A 25038-nucleotide genomic window follows, 5' to 3' on the forward strand; every position below is an offset into this window, starting at 1 on the left:
GCATATACGTACAAGGCGGCGTTATTAGCCTCTATAGGACTCTAAGAGCTGAAGTAATTCTTGCTTGAATACATTAGCAGCTGATGAGAGCGGCGTATTTTTTCGCCATAAGCAGTACATGTAGGATGGTGCTACATTTTCGATTGGAATAAAGGTAAGATTGCTAGATATAGTGGTGTTGGCAATTTTATCGAAAGTTAGAGCATAACCTACTTTTTCTTGTACCATAATAATGACATTAAATAAGAGATTATAGGTACCCACAATATTTAGCTCCTCTGCTTTGGGACCAAACCAGCTAGGAAAGTCTATAATCATATTTTGTCTTGAACAAATTAAAGGAAGATCTATTAAATCTTCAAGGCGTAGACTTTTACGGGCGGTTAGGGGATCATCCTTGGGCACGAGGAGGCCCCAGGTGTCAGTGGAGGGTATGAAAATGCTATCATACTTGGTAGATTCTTGGTAATCCATAATTAGAGCAAAGTCTAAGAGATTTTTCTCCAGTTTTTCTAATACATCTTCTACATTGCCGCTGTATAGGTGGACTTGAATCTTGGGAGAAATTTTTTGCAAATTGTGAATTGTTTTCGCCACAAAGGAAAACGAGTGGGATTCGGCACTACCCACGTAAATGGTGCCTTCATATAGGGACGAAAAATCTTTAAATTCGAGCTCAGTTTTATTGACTAAGTCAATAATATCCTGGGCTCTTTTTTGTAGCAAAAAACCAGCTTCTGTAAGTTCAATATTATAGTTCGTGCGATTGTACAATTTAACGCCTAACTCATCTTCTAGTTCGCGAATTTGTTTTGACATAGTGGGCTGTGTAATATGTAAATTTTGAGCGGCCCGTGACATATTGTTTTCCCGTGCCATTTCGAGAAAATAGCGAAGTACGCGTAATTCCATAAGATATCCTTTCTATGAATGGGAGTACTAGCTGTAGTGATTTTACTGTTAATGCTGTGTGGTATGTACTCCTAATACTATATGCCTTTTACCTGTATTATACGGCACGAATCTCATACACATCAAGATATAGATGAAAAGAATATCTGGATATAATATATAAATAATTGTTATATTTAATGATTTGAATATAATAAAGATATTGAAAGCGTTGATGAAAAGGAGAGGCGGGATACAAAGTATGGATACGTCAACTAAAATGGTTGGTATATTAGCAGTTGGTGTATTTGGCATATTGAATACAGAAATGGGAATTATTGGCGTGCTACCATATATAGCAGAAAGCTATGATGTTTCATTAGTCATGGCAGCTAGTTTATTAAGTGTATTTGCTTTAGGGGTAGCCTTATCAGGGCCTACTATGCCACTGCTATTGTCTAAAATAGCTAGAAAGCCTTTAATGTTGTTAGTATTAGGAATTTTTACAATTACTAGCATAATAGCAGCTTGGGCACCGTCCTTTGAAGTGTTATTGATAGCCCGTTTAGTGCCGGCCTTGCTCCATCCAGTCTATTGTGCCATGGCCTTTGCCTTGGCAGCTTCGTCTGTAAAAAAAGGCGATGGACCTAAAGCAGTGGCTAAAATAAACATGGGCGTTGCCGCAGGTATGGTTGTAGGCGTACCGATTAGTAATTTTTTAGCAGCGCAATGGGGTCTATCTTTTGCCTTTTTGTTTGCTGCTTTAGTAACAGCCATCGTGTTTGTGCTCACTATTTGGCAAATACCAAATGACTTGCCAGTAGAGGCTATTTCTTATGGTGACCAACTTAAGGTGCTAAAAAAGGTCAATGTATGGTTAGCCATTATATTTGTAATGGCTCTAAATGGCTCTATTTATGGCGTATATAATTATTTCGTTGAGTATGCGACTACGGTCATGGGTTTTAATGCATCTTTAGTAAGTGCCGTTCTACTTGTATATGGTGCACTTAATATTGTAGGTAGCTTTATGGCGGGACACTTACTCAGTAAATTTGCGCTAAAAACAATTCAGGCCACCCTTGTTATATTAGTGGCTTTATATGCTGTGTTTATTGCTATTAGTCAAAGCCCTTCACAGGGGGATGTTAATGGTTTATCTCAAGTCATAACTTTAGGTATTGGCGTAGCATTAGTTGTTATTTGGGGCGTATTAGCTGGCTTATCTGCTAATATTACACAGTACTGGATCACCACTGCCGCGTATGAAGCATTAAACTTTGCCAATGGGCTATTTTTAACGGCTGCTAATGTAGGTGTTATTGTAGGCACGACCTTGTGTGGTGTCATTATTAATGCGTGGGGCCTTGAACGAACTATGTATGGTGGCATTATTATGCTAGCGGTCGCTATGGTAGTAGGCAGCATACAGCTTTTGTATGAGCGACATGTAATGAATGGAATACAAGTTCCTGTGTCCACAAAAAGTTAATAGGTGCATGCTAAATTGCATGTATATATAAAAATTATATTAATTAAACTATTATAAATATTGTAGTTGAAGGAGAGATAATATGAAACAGAATGTATCAAAACGAATGATGAAAAAAGCCTTAGCATTAGCGGCAGTAGCTGCTTTATATGGAGCGGGCAGTTTTGCTAATGTACATGCTGCTGATGCGGCAATTCCAGCCTTTGTGCCAGTAGCAAGCAATGCAGCTCATGTAGCGGAAGCACAGAAAACTGTAGTGCCTACTACGAATGCACAGGATAAAATTAATTCCCCAATGAATAAACCAGAAGATTTGAAATTAACGCAGAGCTGGGATAAAGTATTCCCTAAGAGTGATAAAGTAGATCATAAAAAAGTAACATTTGTAAATCGTTATGGCATTACATTAGCTGGCGATTTATATATTCCTAAAAATGCAGAAGGCAAATTGGCAGCTATTGCTGTAAGTGGCCCATTTGGTGCTGTTAAGGAGCAGGTATCTGGTTTATATGCTCAAACATTAGCGGAACAAGGATTTATTACAGTAGCCTTTGACCCTTCTTATACTGGTGAAAGTGGTGGCGAACCACGCAATATGGCATCTCCTGATATTAATACAGAAGATTTCAGTGCCGCTATTGACTTCCTAGGCTCTTTAGAACAAGTTGACCGCGACAATATTGGTCTTATGGGCATTTGTGGTTTCGGTGGCATGGCTCTTTCTGATGCGGCTATGGATAAACGTGTTAAAGCAGTAGCTACCTCCGTTTTATATGATATGTCCCGCTCCATTGGTTATGCATTAAACGACTCTTATACACCAGCTGATCGCGAAAAAGTATTACAATACTTAGCAGATAAACGCTGGGACATGGTGGATCGTGGTACAACAGCACCAGGCTACCATGAAGTACCTGTTGTTAACGGAGAAGTTGTAACTTTAGAAGATGGTCATTTATTGCCTGAAGTAGCACCAGCTAATATGGATCCAGTAGGAAAGCAGTTCTTTGACTACTATCGTACTGAACGCGGCTATCATCCACGTTCTATTAACTCCACAACTGCTTGGGTAGACATCATGCCTTATGGTTTCATGAACTTTAGAATGGATGCTCATTTAGATGAAATCGCTCCACGTCCTGTACTTATGGTAACAGGCTCTGATGCACATTCTCGTTACATGTCCGAAGATGTAATGAAGAAATTAGTTGGTGATAATAAAGAAATCATTATCGTACCAGGTGCTAATCACGTAGATTTCTATGACAAAACTGATGTAATACCATTCCAAGCAATTACAGAATTCTTCCACAAAAATTTAAAATAGAATCTATCATTTAAAATAGAATCTATGGTGTGAAAGTATGTAAAGAGTTTGTATATACAATTCGTTTTATTACTTTCTTAGGCCTGTGTTTTAAAGGAGCTGCATTAGCGGCTCCTTTAGCATTTTTATAGATTTTTATAGATTTTTATAGGAGTTATATAGGAGTTATACTTTCGGAGGTAATATGTATGTTTTTTAGAAAACAGCCTTTGTTTATTTATATTGCTTGCTTGTTCTTGATTTTAGGGTTAAGTGGCTGTAGTACGACTAAGAGTAATGCCGAATCAGAACAAATGAGTCAAGTCCGTACGGTGCAGGCTGGTGATGAAACTAAAGGGGTGGCAGTTAGTCAGGACGGAGCAGAGAACGAATCCTCAAAGAGCTTTAAGGAGGAACGTATACACATTACAATTAATGGACAGCTTTATATATTACAACTAGCTCGCACAGAAGCAGCGGCAGCATTTAAAGCTAATTTGCCAAGAACTCTTACCATGAAAGACGTAAATAGTAATGAAAAATATGCAGAGATTTCTGAATCCTTACCAACGCAAGCTAACGTAGCAGGCCATATTGTGCCTGGTCAGGTAAAGTTATGGGGCAAAAATGGCATCGTTATTTTCTATAAAGAGTTTGATAGCTCGTATTCGTATAGAGTTTGATAGCTCGTATTCGTATACAGATTTAGGTTATATCGAAGGTCCTGTAGACTGGGAGGCCTTAAGTCAACAAGGAGATATAGAAGTAGTATTTTTCACTCCCTAAGCTTTTTTAGTTCTTTGGGATATTTGCCTTTAAATTCTTTAAGTTCTTTGGGCGCTTCGAATTCCTTTAAATTCTTTCAGCTCTTTAAGTCGTTTACGTCCTTTGCGAGTCGATTTAAATTGCGAATTGTATAAGTAGTGGCTTGACTTAAAGTTAACTTTAAGTTTTATAATTAAAACATAGAGAGATATAGATATTTTGTAATTGAAATTTAGTTATAGCCTTCTATTGATGTATAGGTAGAGGTATTTACCTATAAGTAATGCACGGCGTAGCGTAGGTTATAAAATAGCATAGAGTTAATTTTGAGAAAGGAGTCAGACTGTATTGAAACAAAGCAAGTCAAAATTTATTTGGGGTGGTATATTAGCTGTTATTGTGGTGCTTACTGTAGCTGTAATAGCTACGCCTTGGGGGCGCGCCTTAGCTCATTATGTAGTCCGTGAAGGGCGCAGTGCCGTGGTATCCACTGTGCCAAGTGCGGGCCTAACCCCTAAGTATATACGTCAGTTAGTTACGCCTGATATGAGTACATCCCGTATTATTATGTGGGAAACGGAAAAGCCACAAGAAGATCCTGTAGTGCTATACAAAGAGAAAGGCGCTGCTGATACGACGATTATTACTGTGCCGGCTACGATGGATACTTTTACAGAGGATGGTGTGACTCGGTATATTTATCGCGCTCATATAAAAGATTTAACCCCTAATAAGGAATACGCCTATCGCGTAGGGCCTAATATGGTGGGACCAGACTGGAGTGAGCTCAATACGCGTGTGAATGGTGAGTTTACAGCCTTAGTATTTCCTGATTCGCAATCCTCAGATTATAGGGGCTGGAAAGAGTTAGTAAAAACAGCTTATGCGCAATATCCTGAAGCTGCATTTTACGTTAATATGGGCGATTTAGTAGATAATGGAGAATCTGCTTACCAATGGGACTCTTGGTTTGATGCCGTAGAACCTATGGCGGCAAGAATTCCATTGGCTGCTGTTATGGGCAATCATGAATACTATTCCTTGGATTGGAAAGTGAAGACACCGAATGCATTTGATCATTTTTTCCGCTATGACTCGCCTATATTGGGAGACGGTACGTCTTCAGTGACAGCTAATGGCACTTCAGGGGGGCGCCTTACAGATAATAGCGGTGTGAGCCAGGATACGGCGACTCGTAGTAATACGTCTTTAGCGGGCGTGGTGCTTACAGAAGAGCAGCAAGTGGCTAGCAATATGTCGCGCCGGGCGTATTATTCATATGATTATGGCGATGTTCATTTTGTTGTTTTGAACACACAATTTAATGAAATGGATGAAGCCTATCGCGACGCCGTAATGAATGAAGAATTAGCTTGGCTAAGATCTGATCTAGCTGCCACAACTAAGCCTTGGAAGGTTGTGTTAATGCATAAGGATACCTTCCGTTATCCATACACCAAAAATCCTAATATTGAGCCTGGGTTTAATGAACTAGCCCATATGTTTATGCCTATATTTGACGAATATAAAGTGGATTTAGTGTTATCGGCTCATCTTCATATGTATCGTCGTCGTGGTCATGTAGAAGATTTTAAACGAAGTGAAACGGGTCCCTCCTATGTGTTGACCGGTGTGGCAGGGGATGTAAAATATGCGAATATTTGGCTATCGCATCCATTCGATGAATATGTGTCCCCTTATGTAGATGGTGATAACTATTTAGTACTTGAACGAAAAGGGGCTGATTTAACCGTCAAAGCCTATTTACAAGATGGTACCTTGTTTGATGAAATGACTCTTTCAAAATAGATTGTATGTATCTAAAAAACTCATGAATGATAATATGAAGAGATATAACAAGTGCCCCTTTAATCTAAACGCCTTAAATGATATAATTTAATCGTAAAGGCCTTGTTAGAAAAGGCGATTCACTATCTAGGAGGATGATATTGTGGAACTCGTGCAAAATTTAAAAGCAAAAGTAAAACCATTAGGCAAAAAAATCGTATTACCTGAGTACAAAGACGAACGTGTACTTGAAGCAACGGCTCTTATTTTAAAAGAAGGCTTTGCTCATCCTGTACTTGTAGGTAAAGTAGAAGACGTAAAAGCAGCAGCTCAAAAAGCTGGTTTTAACATTGATGGGGCAGAAATTATTGATCCTGAAACTTTCCCACAATTAGATAAAATGGTGGAAATTTTCACTGAAAAACGTGCTAAAAAAGGCATGACTCCTGAAAAAGCGCGCGCTACAATGCTTGGCGATTGCTTATTCTTTGGTGCTATGCTTGTACATTTAGGCGTAGTTGATGGCATGGTAGCTGGTTCTGCTAGCCCAACTGCTAATGTACTTCGCGCTGCATTACAAGTTGTTGGTACAAAACCAGGTCTTAAAACTGTATCTAGCTCCATGTTCGTATTCACTGACAAAGCACAATATGGTGATGAAGGCATGTTAGTATTCTCTGACTGTGGTGTTATTCCTAACCCAACTTCTGAACAATTAGCTGATATTGCAGTATCTACAGTAGAAAAAGCACGTAAAGTAGCTAATATGGCTAACCCTCGTGTATCTTTCTTGTCTTTCTCCACTAAAGGCTCTGCATCCTCTCCTGAAGTAGATAAAGTAATTGCCGCTGTAGAAGACTTAAAAGCTCGCAATGTGGACTTTGACTTTGATGGCGAATTACAATTAGATGCTTCTATCGAACCATCTGTAGCAGAACGTAAAGCACCTGGCAGCAAAGTAGCTGGTAAAGCTAATATCTTGATTTTCCCTGATCTTCAAGCTGCTAATATTGGTTACAAATTAGTACAACGTTTTGCTGGTGCAACAGCTCTTGGACCATTGATTCAAGGTCTTGCTGCTCCAATTCATGACTTATCCCGTGGTTGCTTCGCTACTGATATTGTTGATGTAGTAGCTATTGCTGCGGCAGAAAGCGTTGAATAATTTAATATAATATGGCATAAGCTATATATAGAAAAGGACCCTTCGGGGTCCTTTTTTTATGGGAAAAACACTTCTTTTCACTTGAATAAATTAATAACATTACGTTTCAAAAATATCATACATCATGATATAGCTTAAAAGAATCAATTTGTGTATAATAACAGGGAGTTTATTTAAAAAAGTGAAGGGAGTGATTAAAAAAAATAATGAGTTAATTTGCCTATAATATAAGAGAGTGTGTAGTTTAAAGATTTTGTATGAAGGGGACTTGTTATGAAGAAAAAGGATATATTGAGTGTATTGGTGTTAATGGGGTTAACAGCAAGTAGTATGAGTCATGTAGATGCGGCTAGTACGGGGGCTAATTTTTTTGGCATAGGGCCGATTAATCCTCCAGTCACTGCGCAGGACTTAAAAAATCAAAAAGGGGAAAAGGCTACAGGGGAAAATGCCCTTGCTATTGGTGTAAATGCCCAGGCTAGTACAATAAACAGTATAGCCATTGGCAATACGGCTAAGGTAAATAATGAGGGAGGCTCGGCGATTGGCGGTATTGCCATTGGCCATAATGCGTATTCTCATAATATGAGTAATGGCAATCACGAAAGTATTATTCAATTTGGTCGTGACAAAGCTGCGCTTACTGGTGGCATTGCCATTGGTCAAGACACACATGCACGAATTGGTAATGTGGAGCTGGGGAACAGAGACTATAGGGGGCAGATTGGTGATTTTGACTTTGCCACGACTGATGGAAATATTGGTGGGAATGCTATAGTTAATAATGGTAAGTTAAAAAACTCAGATGTAACCACTGGTGTAGGTTCCACTACGGTGGGCGATAACTCTTTTAATATGGGTAATTTTTCTAGCATCAATGGCTCCTATAATGTAATTTCGAAGGCCTATGATAAACCTACGGCAAGTTGGGTTGGAAATCAGATTACGCGTGGGACTAATGCACTTCATAATGCAGGGGCTGCCATCCAAGGCTTTGGTGCTAGTATTAGCGGTTCTTTAAATAGCATTGAAGGGAATGAGCCCCTAAATGCTAATATTTTCTCTTTATTAGGGGGTGTTTCGGACCCTGTGTCGGGACTCATGTATTCAGGGACGGCGTCTAATATTGTGGGTACAGCGAATCGGATTAGTAAGAGTAATGGCGCGTTAATTTTTGGCACGGGCAATGAAATTACTAATTCCTATATTACACCAGATAGTCCCATTATTATGGACTCCTTATCCACTAATGTTCCATTTATTGGGACACTATCATTAACGCCTACTGTAAGTAGTAGTTCAATCAAAGAATTAGCCGACACATTGCGTAAATATTCTAATGATAATCGCATGGGGTCAGTGGGGATTATGGGCGGAGCTAATAAAGTAGATTATGCTCTCTTCTCCACTGTTTCTGGCGTAGGCAATACGCTCACCGGTCGTGGTGCAAGTAATTCAACGGTTTTGAACTCAGGAAATACAAAGCTTGATCAAGTAACAAGTGAAGATACATTTGCTGCATTTAATGCTATAACTGGCTATGAGAATACAGGCAAAGCTGTATCTCACAGTTATATTATGGGGTCTCATAATACGCTTGAGAATGGGGTGCACAATATTGTAGTTGGTAATTATCAGAGCCTTCAAGGGGACGATACAGTTAAAGCTGAGGGCAATATTATACTAGGCTTTAGAGAGCGAGAAGATAAGGGGGCCTTAAAGTCGGTCTTGAAACATGCCGTTGTTTTAGGCAATAAAACCAAGGCTACTGAAGATTACGCTGTTGTTATGGGGTATGAGGCTAATGTTGAAGCTGAAAATGGTATAGCCATAGGCTTTCAAGCTAAGACGGAAGCTATAAATGGTGTAGCGTTAGGCACGCAATCTCTTGCCAATACAAAGGCTGAAGTTGTAGGCTATGATCCGGTGACAGATAAAGCCAAAGTAGCTAATGAAGTTACTTCTGTGTGGCAGTCTACCTTAGGTGCTGTGTCAGTAGGTTATGGAGGCACTGACGGTAAAGCTGTAGGTACTCGTCAAATTACTAATGTAGCAGCAGGTATGGCGGACACTGATGCTGTGAATGTGGCTCAATTAAAATCCCTTAGAGGGATGATTATAAATCCTACGATTTCTATTTTGAGTCAAGGTGTAAAAGATAATAATGCATATACGGCCGGTACTTCTATTGTAGAGAATCAAGCAATACATGGTATGATGTTTGATTTTGGTGAGGGGCTGTATGCAGAAAAACAAAAAAATGCTGATGGCAAAGATGTTATTTTAGTCGGAGTTGATAAGAGCCTTATTAAGCCGGGCGAAGCTGGCCCAGCAGGTAAGCAAGGAGAAACCGGTCCGAAAGGCGAGCCAGGTCTGAACGGTGAACCGGGCCAGTAGGTCCAAAGGGGCCAGAAGGTAAGCCGGGGAGAGATGGGCAGAATGGTAAAGACGGCAAAGACGGTAAAGACGGTAAAGATGGTAAAGATGGGGTATTTAACTTTACCATAACAGCAGATAATATGACACCGATTACAGTGGCTAAAGAATCACCTAATGTTCGTATAAACGGGGATACCAATATTCATACTACGGTAAAAAATAATACCTTAGTGGTTGGTTTGAACAATGAGGTGAAAGTCAATACAATCAATGCGAAGGTTGTTCAAGCAGATACTTATAAAGTAGGGGATGACATATATATTAGTGAACAAGGTCTAAATAGTAATGGTAAAGTCATTAAAAATGTAGCGGCTGGTGTAGAGAATACTGATGCAGCAAATGTAGGCCAAGTTCGAGAATTAGATAATAGTATGAAACATTCAATTCATAGATTGGAGAAAAATAGCAATCGTGCTGATGCTATGGGCGCTGCATTAGCAGCATTAAGTCCACTCCAGTATGATCCACTAGAGCGAACTCAGATTATGGCTGGCTATGGCTACTATGGTGGTGAAAATGCAGTGGCATTAGGTCTTGCCCATTATAAACATGAATCGCTCCTGTTCCGCGCTGGTGTAGCTATGAATGGTGGTAATAGTAAAGTAATGGCTAATGCAGGGGTAACCTGGAAGTTTGGTGATAGCAAAAAGGAACGTGCTCTTGAGGAAACCTATCGTCAGGGCCCAATTAGCTCTACCTATGTATTACAAGAAAAACTTTCTTATTTAGAATCTTTGGTAGTACAACAACAAGAACAATTAGCAGCCCAAGAGAATCGATTAAAAGTACAAGATGAAAAAATAGCGGCATTGATTCAACAAGTTGGTACACAACAGTAATTTGATTTAAAACAAGTATACTTGTACTAGCTGAGTTTCTAATTGCGATGAAGTCGATGTATTATGAATTACAAAGAGGACCCTTCGGGGTCCTTTTTTTACTTAGATTTACTATAAATATTACAATTCTATGGTATAATAAAAATTGTTAAATAATAATATTATCAATATTAACCTAGTCTTTTGTGTGTGAAACTCGTGTTTATGTTTTACCCACTAAGTGATTAATGTGATAATTGAGAATCTAACTGAATTAAATACCAAGGCAAGTGCAAGGGGGATATGAAGCGCTATATAAAGTGCTTCAAAATGTAGTACATAAAGTACGGCAAAAAGTACGACAAAAGTACTATATAAATGCGTAGACTCTTAGTCCTGTAAGGCGTAGTGTATAAAGAATAAAATGCGGTTAGATTTGATAGTAAAATTAATTCATAGGTGTAAAAAGGAAATGACAGGTGAGCATTATGAAATTACACTACTTACAACACAGTGGCTTTATGCTAGAAACAAGTGAAAGAGCCTATATTTTTGATTATTATAAAGATTCTACTGGTGAAGTAAAGCGTGCCCAGGCCGAGGGCAAAGCCTTATGGTTTTTTGTAAGCCATTGGCATCACGATCATTATGTGCCAGAGATTTTAACTTTTAATAGCCCTACAACGCACTATATTGTGCACGAAGATGTGCCTCATAGTGAAATGCCGGTGGACCGCACTACGGTTATGAAAGTAGGCGAGCACACAAAAGTCGAAGAGATACCGATTCATATGTATGGTTCGACCGATGAAGGAGGCTCATTCTTAGTAACCATTGGGGGCGCTCGCATTTTCCATGCTGGTGATTTGAATTGGTGGCATTGGCTCGGCGATACCGCTGAAAATAATAGAGAGGCGAAGGCCAATGCAGTGCGCGAATTTAATCGCGTAGCAGGCATGGAGGCTGATTTAGTTATGTTCCCTGTAGATGCACGCCTAGAAGGTGCACGTGAATGGGGCATTATCGAATTTTTACATAAAGTGCCACAGCCAAAACTTCTTGTGCCTATGCATAGCAATGGTCCTGTATGGACACCAAGTGTGTATTTTAAAGCATTGTATGAAACATTACCTATTTGGACGCCACAGGCATCGGGCGATGTCGTGGATGTAAGTGCATATCAAATCAGTGAATAAACTATTAGTGAAAGGCACATCAGTGAATGGTGTAGCATTGAACAATAGTAGCTAATAATAACTGATACAGGTATGTTACTTCATAGAGAATAGTCCTTTTAGAAAGGATGGCGTATGACGAAACGTACAGCATTTCCAATAGCAACAGCATTGCTATTGGTGATGATGGTAATATTTTTAATTGTATATCCTTTTCGTGCAAATCCGTGGTTTGCCTTTTTAACTCATGTCAGTGGGGCCGCCATGATTGGTGGCTTAGCCGACTGGTATGCTGTTACAGCGCTATTTAGTAAGCCCTTAGGCATTTCCTATAAAACCGCATTAATACCAAGAAGTAAAGCCCGTCTAGTAGAAACGGCACGCTATATGATGGTAGAAGAATTATTACGCGTTTCTCATATGTATCATGTGATTAAGCGCGAGCAATTGTTGTATAAAATTCTGTCTTATTTCTTAAGCCTTGAAGGGCGTAATCAGATTAAACACTTCTTAGCGGAAGTAGGTGGTCAACTGGCCAATCAGTTCGATGCAACGCCTATAAAAAAGGAAGTAACAGAAGCCATAAAAAAGGGCATCGAACATTGGAAGGTTGCGCCTTTGCTTGTTCGATTTGGCCATATCATTATGAAACAAGATACAGCTAGTATTTTGTGGCTGTATGTAAATCGCATGATGCAAGGCGTGCTGAGTTCAGCCGCTATACAGCCATACTTAGTTGGCATTGTACGGGCTATGATGAATCGCTATGCAGAAAATTCTTTTTGGCGCGAATTAGCTTTAGCTTTTGGCAGTGATACTTTTTCAGCGGAGCAGGTGGCGGACTTGATTCAGCGTAAGGGTACGCAATTTTTAGCCAGTCAAGAATCGTTGCACTCGCCAATGGGGCAGTATGTGTATCATAAAGTACTATGGTTATTAGCCGAGCTTGACCGTAATACACAATGGCAAGATACTGTTGAGAAGCTTAAAAATCGCTGGTTTACGGAAATTATTGAAGACGTACATATCGGTGCAGAGCAATTGACTTGGCAAGGTATGGTAAATCGAGTACAGGAAGAAGCGGAGCAGTATGCTCTTAGATTGTTAAAAGATAAGGTGCGAATGGCTGGTTTAGAGCGGTTGTTGCTATACCAATGCGTACCACTTTTACGTAAGCTTCGCCCCTTTGTAGACCAGTCTGTGGTGGGGGAGTTAAATGCTTATGAACCACGGCAATTGGCGGACGTGATTAAAGGAAAATTATATCACGATTTACAGATGATACGTATTAATGGCTCCTTAGTAGGAGCGGTGTTAGGGGGCCTATTTTATGTGGCTTCATATTTAATTCGAGGAGGGCTGGCATTATGATTAGAGGCGTACCCTATCGCGTATGGGCGAATCGCATTTTAGCGGTGTCGGCGCTTCTATATGGCTTGGTATTTATTGGTCAATTTTACATTACAGCCACTTGGTATGATGCATTATATTGGTTGGTTCAATCAGCACTTATCGGCAGTGTAGCTGACTGGTTTGCCGTAACTGCTTTATTCCGTAAGCCCTTGGGCTTTCCTTATCATACGGCGTTAATACCGCGGAATAAAGACCGCTTAATCAATGGGATCATTCATCTTGTTGAAACGAGGCTGTTGACCTATGAACAGTGCGAACGAGCATTACGCAATGTGCGCTTTGTGCCTTATATTAATGGATATGTGAAAAGAGATCGTGGACGGCAAGCCATTCGAAGATCCTTGCGCAGTATGCTGCATGTGCTGTGGCATAGTCGCAGCGAGCGCGAATGGGCGCAGTGGGGCAGTAAAGTGCTGAGTGAATTTTTGCATAAGCAAAATATTACAGGTCCTATACAGCAGTTTCTTACTGAGGTTTGTGGTAGTAATAAACATGAAACACTGATTATTCGCTTTATCATTGTTCTGCAAGGGGCTCTTGATAAGCCACAAGTCCTACATTGGTTAACTGATACGATTGATAAAGAAATTCAAGCACGAAAGGATAATTTCTTGTCAGCCTTAGTGATTAGCGTATCAGAGGCCACTGATATTATTAATGCCCGTGATATGGCTATGGCTATGTTGCGCGAGTTATATATGATTTTGGAGCGCTGGAAACGACCAGGTAGTACGGAGCGTTTAGTATGGATGCAGCAATGGCTTACGCCGCTACAGGAGTTAGCATACAATAGTACAGTTACTAAGACTATCGACTCTACTTGGCAGCAGTGGATTGATGATCAAGATTGGGATACGATTTTGTTAACCTATGTATGTCCTTATATTCATAATATTATTCATATGGCTGACGCGAATGATGCCTTTGAAGAGGAAACACCGGTTACTGTATTAGAGAAGTCTTTACAAGAACTTTGGGCTGTATATAGTGAAAAGCCAGAAATTAATCGGAAAATTGAGAACATGTGTCAGCACATGGGACAATATATTTTGGCTCGTGGCCATGCTATGTTAAGTGTAGTTGTAAGACAAGTCTTAGGGGCGTTAAGCACTGAAAAATTTATACAATTTATTGAATCAAAAGTAGAAGATGATTTAAGCTGGATTCGTATTAATGGTGCTATTGTGGGCGCTGTTTGCGGCTTAGGCGCTTGGAGTTTCTTGCATTTTATCTATGAACCACTACTCGCTATGTGGGGCTTATAATATGTAGGGGCACAAGTTACGATGTAACTATGGAGTTATAGTTTAAGATATAAATATCAGATTATAACTTAAGATATAAAAGAATAGGGCTACGTATATAATAAAACTGCATGTCTATCAGCACTTTCGGCTAAACGCCAAAGGCTCTGAAGACATGCAGTTCTATTTTTAGAAGTTTTTGTTGTTTTATGGAAATCAGGTAATTTTAATTTACATTACTGTCTATGTTTATAGTAATGTTTATATTAATATTTATATTAATATAATGGGATTGTTAATTGTATCCTAGCGTATGCTTGTCAGAGTTCGGGTACACGTTTGCATACGACTAAGGAGCTTGTTATGCCATGGCAGGTTCAGCACGTTTTAATTTTAAGTCATCAATCATTTGTAAATCTTCTAGTGGAGAGCGTCCATCAGTAGTTAAATAACCACCTACCATGATACCATTAAGCCCGCCAGTAAGAGCTAAGGCTTGAAGATCGCGGAGATTCACTTCACGACCGCCAGCTGTGCGGATTTGGGCTTTTGGAAGAATAAAGCGGAATGTAGCGAAGGTTCGAAGGATTTCTAAGGCTTCTAATGGTTTGTTGTGTTCAAAAGGAGTGCCCTTGATAGGATTTAAAATATTTAGAGGCACTGAGTCGATGCCGAGGCGCTTAAGTTCAAAGGCCATTTCTACACGTTGTTCTAAGGTTTCGTTAAGGCCGAAAATGCCGCCAGAGCAAACGCGAATCCCTGCTTTTTGTGCATTGGAGATGGTGCTCATTTTATCTTCAAAATTATGAGTACTACAAATGTTAGGGAAGTTACTAGGCGCTGTTTCGATATTAGAATGGTAGCGAGTAACCCCAACTTCTTTGAGGTTTAAGGCTTGTTCATAGGTTAATAAACCTAAAGAGCAGCATACTTCAAGACCTGTTTCGTCATGAATTTGTTTTAGGGCTTCTAAAATTTGGTCAAATTCTTTTGGGTTAGTTGTGTTTCGGCCACTAGTTACAATGGAGAAACGAATGGCACCGGCTTCTTTAGCTTTACGTGCGTGGTCAACAATATCTTCTGTGCTCATAAATGGATAAATTGTAACGCCTGTTTCGTGATGGGCTGATTGGGCACAGAATTTACAGTTTTCTGGACATTTGCCAGACCGCGCATTTACAATGGCGCATAAATCGACTTCATCACCATTGAATTTTTGGCGAATTTTATCGGCCATAGCTAATAAAATCATCGTATCTTCGTCAGACACTTTAATAAGTGATTCTGCTTCTTGCCGTGTAATTTCACCACCATTTAGCACGCGTTCTGCGTAGGTGATGATATCTTGATATCCTATTGTTTTACCTGTTTCGTTCATGAACTTACACCTCTTTGTATTTTCGTTGAAAATTTATACCATGGTGCTATTATACTCGTGGCAAAATATATAGTCAACTACAAAATATAGGTGGGTTAACAATGAGAAAAGGTATAAAATGATAACAGGATAATGATAAAGAGTGCTATAAAATGATAGTAGGATAATAATAAAGAGTGCTATACAATGATAGGAGGCGAACAATAAGGCGGGGGATAAAATGACAATAGGTTAACAATAAAAGAGCGGCAGTGTACTGTTCAGTAATAGAGGGAGAGATATTTACTGCTTAGAGATAAAAAAGAAATGCTACAAATAATTTATTAAGGGCCGTCCCTGTGATACAATAAATATAGTTGAGTTTTAACGTAAGGAGGGCTATATGCTAGTGTTGGATCGACAGAGTGGAACACCTCTGTATGAACAAATTTATATGTATATAAAATCTAACATTGAAAGCGGCGTATTAGCTGCTGGTCGTAGATTGCCTTCTGTACGTGCTTTGGCCGGTGAAATCGGAGTTAGTAAAATTACTGTAGAGCAAGCCTATGTACAATTAGCTGCGGAAGGGTATTTGAAGGCTCATGATAGGGCGCCTTATGAGGTGTTAGAATTACCTTTGAATTACGATCAACCGCGCCGTGAAGTCAGTCATTTTGATGATATGATGAGTAAAACAATAAAAAAAGAAGTAAGAAAGCAAAGCTTGTTATATAACTTTGCCACTGGTGCAATGGACCCGGAAGGCTTTGATTATAGTCGATGGAAACGGTATATTGGCTATGTATTACGGGAGCCTGAGCGACTTATGGCATATGGTAATCCACAAGGTGAGCGCGAGTTGCGTTTGCAATTACAGTCTTATTTAAGTGCTGCTCGCGGTGTTAATACTACGGTAGAGCAAATTATTGTAAGTAGTGGTACTCAGCCTATGGTTTCAGCTATTGCGTCATTGCTAAAGCGTCAGGGACTCACTACTATTGGCATAGAAAAAGAGGCCCTTAGTGGTGTTAAGACCATATTTGAAGATTATGGCTTTACTGTAGTTGAAATAAAACAGCGCAGTGAAACTTTATTTGATATACTAGAACAAGCACAGGTGGAGGTTGTATATTGTACGCCTTCACATTGTGACCGAAGCGGCAGTGTTATGACCGCAGCACGGCGCAAAGAATTATTACATTGGGCCAAGCAGGGGCAACGCTATATTATTGAAGATGACTATGATAGTGAATTACGTTATTATGGCCGCCCTATTGAGTCCTTACAGGGGATGAATGGCGCTGATTGTGTAATCTATTTAGGCACACCCTCTAAGGTGCTGCCGCCGTCGATTCGCTTGAGTTATATGGTATTGCCACCGCCTCTTTGGATGGAGTTTATTCCTTATCGTCATAGATACAAGCAAAGTGCCAGTGTTATGGAACAGCTTGTGTGGGCTCGTTTTATTGAAGCGGGAGAATGGTCTAAGCAGATTCGGCGGTTGCGCAAACACTATGCCGATAAAAGCAAGCTGATGGTTCAATATTTGACTGAAGAATTTGGACCTAAGATTACAGTAAAGGCACCAGAAGGTGGTGTATATATTAGTTTAGTAGTACAAATGAAAGTTAATGCTAAGGAATTGGTAGCATTAGCTCGTCATGACGGCTGTGATGTGCGCCGTGGTGAAGATACGCCCTATGGCGTACAGTGTATTCTTTCGTTTAGTGCGATTCCAACAAATCAATTAGGGGTTGCTATTAAGCAACTCGCTAAGGCGTGGAAAGGAATTTAACATGATTCAACCATTTCGATTTCTACAATGTGGGGATCTTCATTTAGGGACACCCTTTAAATATTTAAAGTCCTTAGGTAAACAAGTGGACGAATTTGCTAACCGTGCCACCTACCGATCGTTTGAGGCTATTGTGGACTTAGCCTTACAAGAGCAAGTGCAAGCCTTTATTATTACTGGTGATATTTATGATAGTGAAACACATAATTTAGAGGCACAAGTTCGTTTTGCCCATGAGTGCGAACGCTTAAGCCAAGGTCATATTCCAGTATTTATGGTGCAAGGAAATCATGACCCAGCAGAAAGCTGGTCAGCTCACATTGATTTACCTGAGAATGTTCATGTGTTTTCGGCACAGTCCTCAGAACGAGTACCTTTAGTTGCCCATGGTCGGACCTTGGCCTATATATATGGTATTAGCTGTAGCCGACAAAATCGTGAGGATGCAGTGGCCAAGTCCTTGGTAGCACAGGCAGATGATCCTTTCTCCATTGGTCTATTCCATGGCACCGTAGGGGCCAGTGAAGATCATGAATTAGTGGGGCCTGCTAAATTAAATGAGTTAATTGATAGTGGTATGGATTATTGGGCTATAGGTCATATTCATAAGCGTCAAGTACTTCATGAATATCCACATGTTGTGTATGCTGGGAATATCCAAGGGCTACATCGTAAAGAGCAGGGGCCAAAAGGGTGCTATATTGTAGACGTTACAGGGAATGGACATATACATTTGAACTTCCATGAAACGGGGGCAGTTCGTTTTGAACATGAGGACATTGATATAAGCTCTTTGGCGAACCAAAGTGAGATTTTAGAAATGATTCGTCATAAAAAGGAAATGTTGCGCAAGCTTAAACGCCCAGTGTTAGTTGATTTTACCTTGACTGGTGAAGGCTCCTTAAGCGCTCTTTGCCAAGAGGAAGAGGTGCGTCAAACTTGGCTTATGATGAGTCAGGAAGAAGCGCGAAATAAGTTTGCTTTTATTATGCCTTTTCGCATAAGCAATGAAACTAAGTCCCATGAGGATTGGCAAGGCCGTAGAGCCATGGGCGATATGGTTAGTGATTATTTGAAAAGCTATGATTTAGTAAGTACATTGCCTAAGGAAGCGTGTTTAGCGTCTTTGCGACGTATCATTAATGAACGGCCTGAAACTAAAAGGCTTGGTAGGTATAATCGATTGTTAACTGATGAATTATTATGGGATGCATTACGCCGTGCAGAAAGTGAAGGCGCACGGTGTTTAATAGGAGATACGGATGAGGATTAAAGAAATTTATATACAAGAGTTTGGCCCTTACCGTGATTGGTCTTTTGTACCGAGCGAGGATTCCGTGCAGATGGTATTTGGGCCCAATGAGAGTGGCAAAACATCCTTATTAGAAGCGTTGCGATTTTTACTATTTGGTAAAAAGAGTAAGGCCTATGGCTATGGTACAGGCCACATAGTAGTAGAGCATGGCGGTACGGTGTATCATATTGGGCGCAAGGAGAAAAAACTAGATTTTTATCCTCTTGGGGGCGAACCGATTCAGGAAGAGCCGGCTGATTTATGGTGGCATGGACTCGAGAAGAAAACCTATGATCGTATTTTTGCTATCACTGTAGATGAATTACAGGGTGCCGATGTGCTAACGGAAGTGGAAGTGCGAGCTCGTTTCTTTGGTGGTGAAGGAGGCGAGCGATTAAGTACGGCTGTTAAAGATATAGAAAAAAATTCAGCAGACTTATTAGTAGCTTCTGCAGCAGGAAAAAGAAAAATAAATGTTTTGGTAGAGCAGTTGAAACAAATTCGCCAAAATATAGAGGATTATTCTAAGGCCGAAGACTCCTATGCAAACTATCAGCAAGAATTAGATAATTTAACTATTACAGAAAATGAATTACAGGAGCGTCTAAAAGAGTGGCAAGATTATGGATGTGATATTGATTTAGTTCTTCGTGCTTGGGACGTATATAAACGAGCAGAACATGCTAAAGAAAAAATGAATACTTTTGCTGTTACTGATTTGCTCGAAAAAAATGAATTTATGGCTATTGAAGAGAAACTTCGTGAATGCCGTAATAATATGAAAATGTGGAGCGGCAAGGAGCAGGGCTTAGTACCGGACAATTTTGTGCCAGATTCTTTGATTGGTGTATATGGCCAAGATATTGAAGATTTATATCAAGACGTATCAAAGTGGACACAATTACAAAAAGAGTGCGAAGAAGGTCAGGCCTATGTTAAGCGATTTAAGGAGCAATTAGATATTTCGCGCACCATGCATACGGCGTGGGACGCTAACACAGAACTACCGGCTCAGGTGAATTGGGCCGAAGGGGAACGGTTGGCCCGTGACTTACGGAGTGCACAAGATAATTATTTGCACTGGCAAAAGCGAAAACCTCAAGAGCCAGAAGATATTGCTAATTCTACGGTGAAACAAGAAGAGTCTAAGCTTGTAAAAGAAGAAGTGAGCTTAGAGACCTTGATTACTACTTATGAAGAGAAGGAAGTCATTGATAAAGCCTTATTGGCTGTTCGTTTATCTCCTTATGCCAATACGATGGTTCAATTAGTGCCAGTTGCACTAGTCGTGATAGGCCTTTTACTAGGGCTCATGAATCCATCTCTATATTGGTTGGGCGCTATACTAGTCATTTTAGGTGGCGGAGCCTTTGCATATATTTGGAAACAAAAGAAGCAATGTACTAATGAGTTGAACCATTTGCTAAGCCGGGAAAAGAGTATTCGAAATGTTCTTAATGAAGTCGTGAAGGAACATAATTGGTCGGTGCCAAATTCAAGAGATGAATTAGAGGACTTGAAACAGACCGTAAAGAAGGCTCGAGAAGATTTTGGGAAGCAAAATATTTTACTTGCGAAGGTACATAGTTATGAACAGCTTTTGGATGCCTGGCTAGATGAAGGCAAGGCATTAGAAGAAGCTGGTAATAAAGCTATGGAAGCATGGCAACGGTGGCTGCCAGCTGGTGCGAGCCGCGTACTGACAGACAATCATTTCTTTGCTATGAAACAAGAATATGACACATACATGGAAGATTTAAATAAGTATAAGGAATACGAAAAAATCTTAAAAGACCATGAGGAGCAGCGCTCTGAATTGGAAGCTAAATGTCAGAACTTGTGGAATAAGCTAGAATTGACGATTCCGGCTACACCAGTTGAAGTACGAAGAGTATATAATTTATTAAAATCACATCGCCAGAATCAGGTGCGTTGGGAACAGAAAGAATCACAGCGCCGCAGTTATCATGAAGAATATGAACAATGGAGTCGCAAGGAAAAGGCATTGCTTTTAGAACAAGATGAGATTCTTCAAAGAACAGGTGTGCCATCGGCGGCTGAATATCGTCAGCGTTTGTTGCTGCAAGATCAATATACACAGTGGAAAGTTGTGTATGAACAAAGTATCGATCAATTATCCCTCTTTGCGCCTAAGAAAGATCAACATGATTCCTTATTGCGCAAGCTAAAGTCAGGAAATAAAACAAAATGGCATTCAGAAGCAGCACGCAGTGAGTCTGAAGTGGCAAGCCTAAAAAAACGCTTAGCTAATTTATATGAGAAACGCGGACAATTGCAAGAAACTTTGCGTACATTAAGTAATGATAAAGCCCTCGCTACAGCGCTGCAAAAAGAGCAACAATTAGAAGGGGAGTTACAAGAGTCTTTAACCTCTTGGGCTACGCAGGTTCTCATTAGCCATTTTATGGAATTAGCACAAGCTGATTATGAAAAAGATCGTCAGCCAGAGGCGATTGAAAAAGCCTCTGAGTACTTGCAGATTATGACGCAAGGGAAATATACTCTAGCCTTACAAGGTGAGGTAGCTAATCTACAAGCCATTGACTCCAATGGTAATGGCTTAACTTCTGATCGCTGGAGTAGTGGCTTAGGTGATCAAGTGTATTTAGCATTGCGCCTTAGTCTAGCCTATGTATTTAGCAAACGGGTGGATTCGTTACCAATTATTTTGGACGATATTTTACTTCGTTTTGATGAAGAACGTCAAAAAGGCGCGCTTGATGTATTGGCTCATGTGGGCAAGGAAGGTCAAGTATTAATCTTTACCTGCCAACAAAGTACAGCTAAAACAGCACTTACGGTACCAGGCCTTGCAGTATATGATTTGAGCAGCAAGGCACCGATGGTTAAATAGATGTGGAATGCATGTATACTTCTAAGCAAATTTTTTAGTAAAATTGAATAGGAATACATAAAAAGACCTGTATTACGTATAGGAACCTTGTTGTATATGAATTGCTCTATTATTAGACAATTCATATAGTAATAAGTGTGCCCTTGCTTATAGCAGGTCTTTTTTCTTATTTTGAACATTGTATACATGCTGTATAGTTATGCATTATATTACAAATTTGTTAGTGCTTTTTCTGGTGTACTTTATTATAATAGGGATAGACTATTTTCTATAGAAATGCAATTAACGAGTTTATAAAGACAGGTATTATATTTCGGAGATATAATAAATACTTTATACTTATGAATCCAACTCTACTGGTTTAGCTTGGTCGCTAGCAGGTTAGATGGAAAGGATGAATCTAAACAGAAAAGAGTCGTAAGGGCTAAGAGGAGAGGCTTAGCCCTTTTTGCGAAAGAAGAGACTGTATTTACATGTGGCTATAGTGCAATAACCCCATAATGTAATAGCCCCATAATGTAATAACCCCATAATGTAATAGACCTATACTGTAATAGAGCTATAATGTAATAGACCTATAGTATAATAATGTAAATAGTGTAATAGTGTAATAGTGTAATAAACCCAATGCGTGCGCAAAGAATATGATGATACATTCATGGGGCCGTATTTATAGATAATATTACAAGTTTAGGGGTTCACATAAGAGGTCATAAGATGAAGAGGCAGAACATGCTTAAATAAACTTATGACCTCTTTTTAGTTTTGTAAAATGCTAAGATAGTATATAATAAGAGAGAAAACGTAAAGGGGATATTGAATGTATGTATACGTGAGAAAGGTGCTGAAGAAAAATTAGCAAAACATATGGAAGTATTTTGCTAGCCATGGTGATTCTCCTGAGTGGCTGCGGCGGACCTACGCCTAGTGAAAGTGAAGCAGTAAAACCTAATTCTGTAGTTGTGACACATGAAGTGCCACCTGCGGAGGTGCAAACAGCGACAGAATTATTACAACATAATAAGTATGATGAAGCGATTGCTAAAGCGGATGAAATTTTAAAAACATATCCGAAAAGCGATGAAGCATATGCCATCAAAGGGATGGCACAGGGCTTAAATGGCGAGGTGGCAGCGGGGCTATGGAATGAACAAAAAGCCTATGAGCTTAACCCCGATAATGTAAGTGTTTATTATAATTTGGCCATGTTATATAAATTGCAGGGCGATTTGAATAATTCAAAAGAATGGTTTGAACGAGTATTACAAAAAGACCCGCGCAATGTGTGGTCTGTTTATGGAATAGCTACTATTTATGCAGACCAAGGTGATGATCGTATGGCTTTAGTAAAATTGCGAGAAGCTATTGCCTTAGATGAACAAGTTAAATCTGTAGCGCGAACTCAAGACCATTTTGTACGGTTTCATGGTAATCCTCAATTTGAAGCAATCGTTAAATAAGTTCAGCTATTGGAACGGTGATAGATCCTAAGGCTGACATGGATTGATATAATGAAACTCTTATTAAAGAGGATAGGAGGAAAAAAGTGTTTGGATTTGCTTATAATAAAAATAAATCCTATAAAATGATACATAAAGCTTTGACTATAGGCGCTATAATCACTTTAGCTGTTGCTATAGGCGGCTGTTTTGGTCCTACTAAAGTAACGAGTGTGGTCGTTGAGCAGCGGGAGATGCCGGTAAAAATAAGTAATGATGCCAGCGTATCTGCGTTGAATAAGGCTACCATTGAACCTACTGTATCAGGTCAGGTAGCTACGATGACTGTAAAAGTAGGGGATGAGGTAAAACAGGGCCAAGTAGTAGCTATGCTTGATACAGCGACATTACAGACACAGTTGAATCAATTAATTCAGGAACTAGGAGAACGGCAGCAAGGGCAAACTTTGGCGGCCGTACCACAAGAAACTACGGTAATTCCGGGAGCTGTTTCGGCTGCTGATGTATCTAGAGCTCATGATATGATGGCTGCCGGTATTATTACAGAAAAAGAGTATCAAACAATTGTACAGCGCTCACAAGCGACAGTTGTAACTAGTGGTGGCGGATATGTTGCTACTGGTGGTGGTGTAGAAACGGCTAGCATTCAAGCGGCTATTGCGCAAGTACAGGCACAGATTGCGCAAGCGCAAATTGTAGCACCTATGAATGGGCGTGTAGCAGCTATATATAATGAAGATAGAAAAGTAGCCATTGCTGGACGACCATTTATGCTAATACAACAAAATACTCCAGTCGTAGCATCATTGAGCATTCCTCAAGGATTTGCTTTGAAATTAGCAGATCCAGCTAATAAGCCAAGAATTAAAGTATATTTAAAAATTGATGATCAGCAAATTCCAGGTGAGTTAACATATGTAGACACAAATGCAGTGGCAGGTACGCCAAGTGTACTTGTTAAAGCAACCTTTAATAATCCAGACAATAAGATAAGTCCTGGTGAGTTTTATACTTTAGTTATTGAATCTGATGTAACGGCACCGGTTATGGCAGTGCCGGAATCGGCAATTCGAGAAAATAAAGATGGAAAATTTGTGTATGTCATTACTGAAGACAATACTGTGGATGTGCGTGTTGTAGAAGTAAGTGAAACAGCTGATGGATATACAGCTATTACCTCGGGCTTAAATAAAGGTGAAAAAGTTATTACATCTAAAGGTGAATATGAATTAGGGGAAAAGGTTGTTATAGAGTAGTTACGCAATAACCACATAATAGTTAGCTAATAGACACGTAATAACTACAAAGTGATATTTAATAACTACAAAGTGATATTTAATAACTACAAAATGATACTTAAGAACTATATAATAGTTTGCGAATAACTACTTAATAGATACCCAATAAGTAGCTCATAGCAGATCTTCCTTGAAGCCTTAAAAGGCTTTGAGGAAGATTTTTTTAAAAAGTCCTTGACTTAGAACTTTGTTTGCGGTAGTATATACAAGTCGTCTCCCGAAGGAACACTTCGGGCGGCGTTTACATAGATTATAATACTGATAAGAAATCATGAACTGTTGTAAACTTACTGTAATAAAAAAGTAAAAAAACAGTTGACGGATTAAAAAATGAGTGTTATAATTTAAAAACCGTCAGAGATGACGGTGAGTAAAAAGCAAACCTAATATAACTGGAGTGCAAACTCAGATCTTTGAAAACTGAACAATGTAAGGTAATCATTTCAAACGAAATGAACAT

17 protein-coding genes are annotated in these 25038 nt (G+C 39.6%); 15 read left to right on the forward strand and 2 right to left on the reverse strand.

Translation table 11 applies throughout. The features are described from left to right. Nucleotides 1-24: 24 nt before the first annotated feature. Nucleotides 25-912 (reverse strand): LysR family transcriptional regulator, encoded by an 888-nt coding sequence (locus Q0376_RS00750; protein WP_298703068.1) that lies wholly within the window; start codon nucleotides 910-912, stop codon nucleotides 25-27. 241 nt (nucleotides 913-1153) lie between these two features. On the opposite strand from Q0376_RS00750, the gene Q0376_RS00755 reads away from it, so the two are divergent. The 10 genes from Q0376_RS00755 (at nucleotide 1154) to Q0376_RS00800 (ending at nucleotide 14517) form a co-directional block, all read left to right on the forward strand. Next, entirely contained in the window at nucleotides 1154-2383 is a 1230-nt protein-coding gene (locus tag Q0376_RS00755; protein WP_298703069.1) for an MFS transporter, read from the forward strand. A gap of 82 nt (nucleotides 2384-2465) precedes the next feature. Continuing rightward, nucleotides 2466-3710 carry an alpha/beta hydrolase gene (locus tag Q0376_RS00760; protein WP_298703070.1) on the forward strand — a complete coding sequence of 415 codons (1245 nt, stop codon included), beginning with the start codon at nucleotides 2466-2468 and terminating at the stop codon, nucleotides 3708-3710. 188 nt (nucleotides 3711-3898) lie between these two features. Further along, entirely contained in the window at nucleotides 3899-4372 is a 474-nt protein-coding gene (locus Q0376_RS00765; RefSeq protein ID WP_298703071.1) for a cyclophilin-like fold protein, read from the forward strand. Between the two features lie 430 nt (nucleotides 4373-4802). Continuing rightward, nucleotides 4803-6263 (forward strand): metallophosphoesterase family protein, encoded by a 1461-nt coding sequence (locus Q0376_RS00770; RefSeq protein ID WP_298703072.1) that lies wholly within the window; start codon nucleotides 4803-4805, stop codon nucleotides 6261-6263. A gap of 142 nt (nucleotides 6264-6405) precedes the next feature. Further along, nucleotides 6406-7407: a phosphate acetyltransferase gene (pta, locus tag Q0376_RS00775; RefSeq protein ID WP_298703073.1), complete on the forward strand. Its 1002-nt coding sequence runs from the start codon at nucleotides 6406-6408 to the stop codon at nucleotides 7405-7407. 273 nt (nucleotides 7408-7680) lie between these two features. After that, a complete protein-coding gene (locus Q0376_RS00780) occupies nucleotides 7681-9804 on the forward strand; it encodes a hypothetical protein (RefSeq protein ID WP_298703074.1) in 2124 nt (707 codons plus the stop codon). Nucleotides 9805-9926: 122 nt separating this feature from the next. Next, the gene (locus Q0376_RS00785; protein ID WP_298703075.1) at nucleotides 9927-10685 is read left to right on the forward strand and encodes a YadA C-terminal domain-containing protein; all 759 of its coding nucleotides are present in this window, start codon (nucleotides 9927-9929) and stop codon (nucleotides 10683-10685) included. A gap of 464 nt (nucleotides 10686-11149) precedes the next feature. Continuing rightward, the gene (locus tag Q0376_RS00790; RefSeq protein ID WP_298703087.1) at nucleotides 11150-11860 is read left to right on the forward strand and encodes an MBL fold metallo-hydrolase; all 711 of its coding nucleotides are present in this window, start codon (nucleotides 11150-11152) and stop codon (nucleotides 11858-11860) included. A gap of 114 nt (nucleotides 11861-11974) precedes the next feature. After that, the gene (locus tag Q0376_RS00795) at nucleotides 11975-13210 is read left to right on the forward strand and encodes a DUF445 family protein (RefSeq protein WP_298703077.1); all 1236 of its coding nucleotides are present in this window, start codon (nucleotides 11975-11977) and stop codon (nucleotides 13208-13210) included. Next, complete coding sequence (locus tag Q0376_RS00800; RefSeq protein ID WP_298703078.1) at nucleotides 13207-14517, forward strand: DUF445 domain-containing protein; 1311 nt, start codon at nucleotides 13207-13209, stop codon at nucleotides 14515-14517. Before Q0376_RS00795 ends, Q0376_RS00800 begins: the two co-directional genes overlap by 4 nt. A gap of 340 nt (nucleotides 14518-14857) precedes the next feature. Here Q0376_RS00800 and bioB read toward each other — a convergent pair whose 3' ends face one another. After that, entirely contained in the window at nucleotides 14858-15874 is a 1017-nt protein-coding gene (bioB, locus tag Q0376_RS00805; RefSeq protein WP_298703079.1) for a biotin synthase BioB, read from the reverse strand. Nucleotides 15875-16256: 382 nt separating this feature from the next. Between bioB and Q0376_RS00810 the strand changes: the two genes are divergently transcribed. The 5 genes from Q0376_RS00810 (at nucleotide 16257) to Q0376_RS00830 (ending at nucleotide 24536) form a co-directional block, all read left to right on the forward strand. After that, a complete protein-coding gene (locus Q0376_RS00810) occupies nucleotides 16257-17651 on the forward strand; it encodes a PLP-dependent aminotransferase family protein (RefSeq protein ID WP_298703080.1) in 1395 nt (464 codons plus the stop codon). Nucleotide 17652: 1 nt separating this feature from the next. Further along, on the forward strand, nucleotides 17653-18924 hold the full coding sequence (locus tag Q0376_RS00815; protein WP_298703081.1) for a DNA repair exonuclease: 1272 nt from the start codon (nucleotides 17653-17655) through the stop codon (nucleotides 18922-18924). After that, nucleotides 18914-21820: an AAA family ATPase gene (locus Q0376_RS00820; RefSeq protein ID WP_298703082.1), complete on the forward strand. Its 2907-nt coding sequence runs from the start codon at nucleotides 18914-18916 to the stop codon at nucleotides 21818-21820. Before Q0376_RS00815 ends, Q0376_RS00820 begins: the two co-directional genes overlap by 11 nt. An 887-nt stretch (nucleotides 21821-22707) precedes the next feature. Further along, on the forward strand, nucleotides 22708-23280 hold the full coding sequence (locus Q0376_RS00825) for a M48 family metallopeptidase (protein ID WP_298703083.1): 573 nt from the start codon (nucleotides 22708-22710) through the stop codon (nucleotides 23278-23280). Between the two features lie 125 nt (nucleotides 23281-23405). After that, entirely contained in the window at nucleotides 23406-24536 is a 1131-nt protein-coding gene (locus Q0376_RS00830; RefSeq protein ID WP_298703088.1) for an efflux RND transporter periplasmic adaptor subunit, read from the forward strand. The last annotated feature ends 502 nt before the right edge of the window (nucleotides 24537-25038 follow it).

It is taken from the genome of uncultured Veillonella sp. (genome assembly GCF_937981445.1).
In the GTDB taxonomy this organism is placed as follows: domain Bacteria; phylum Bacillota; class Negativicutes; order Veillonellales; family Veillonellaceae; genus Veillonella_A.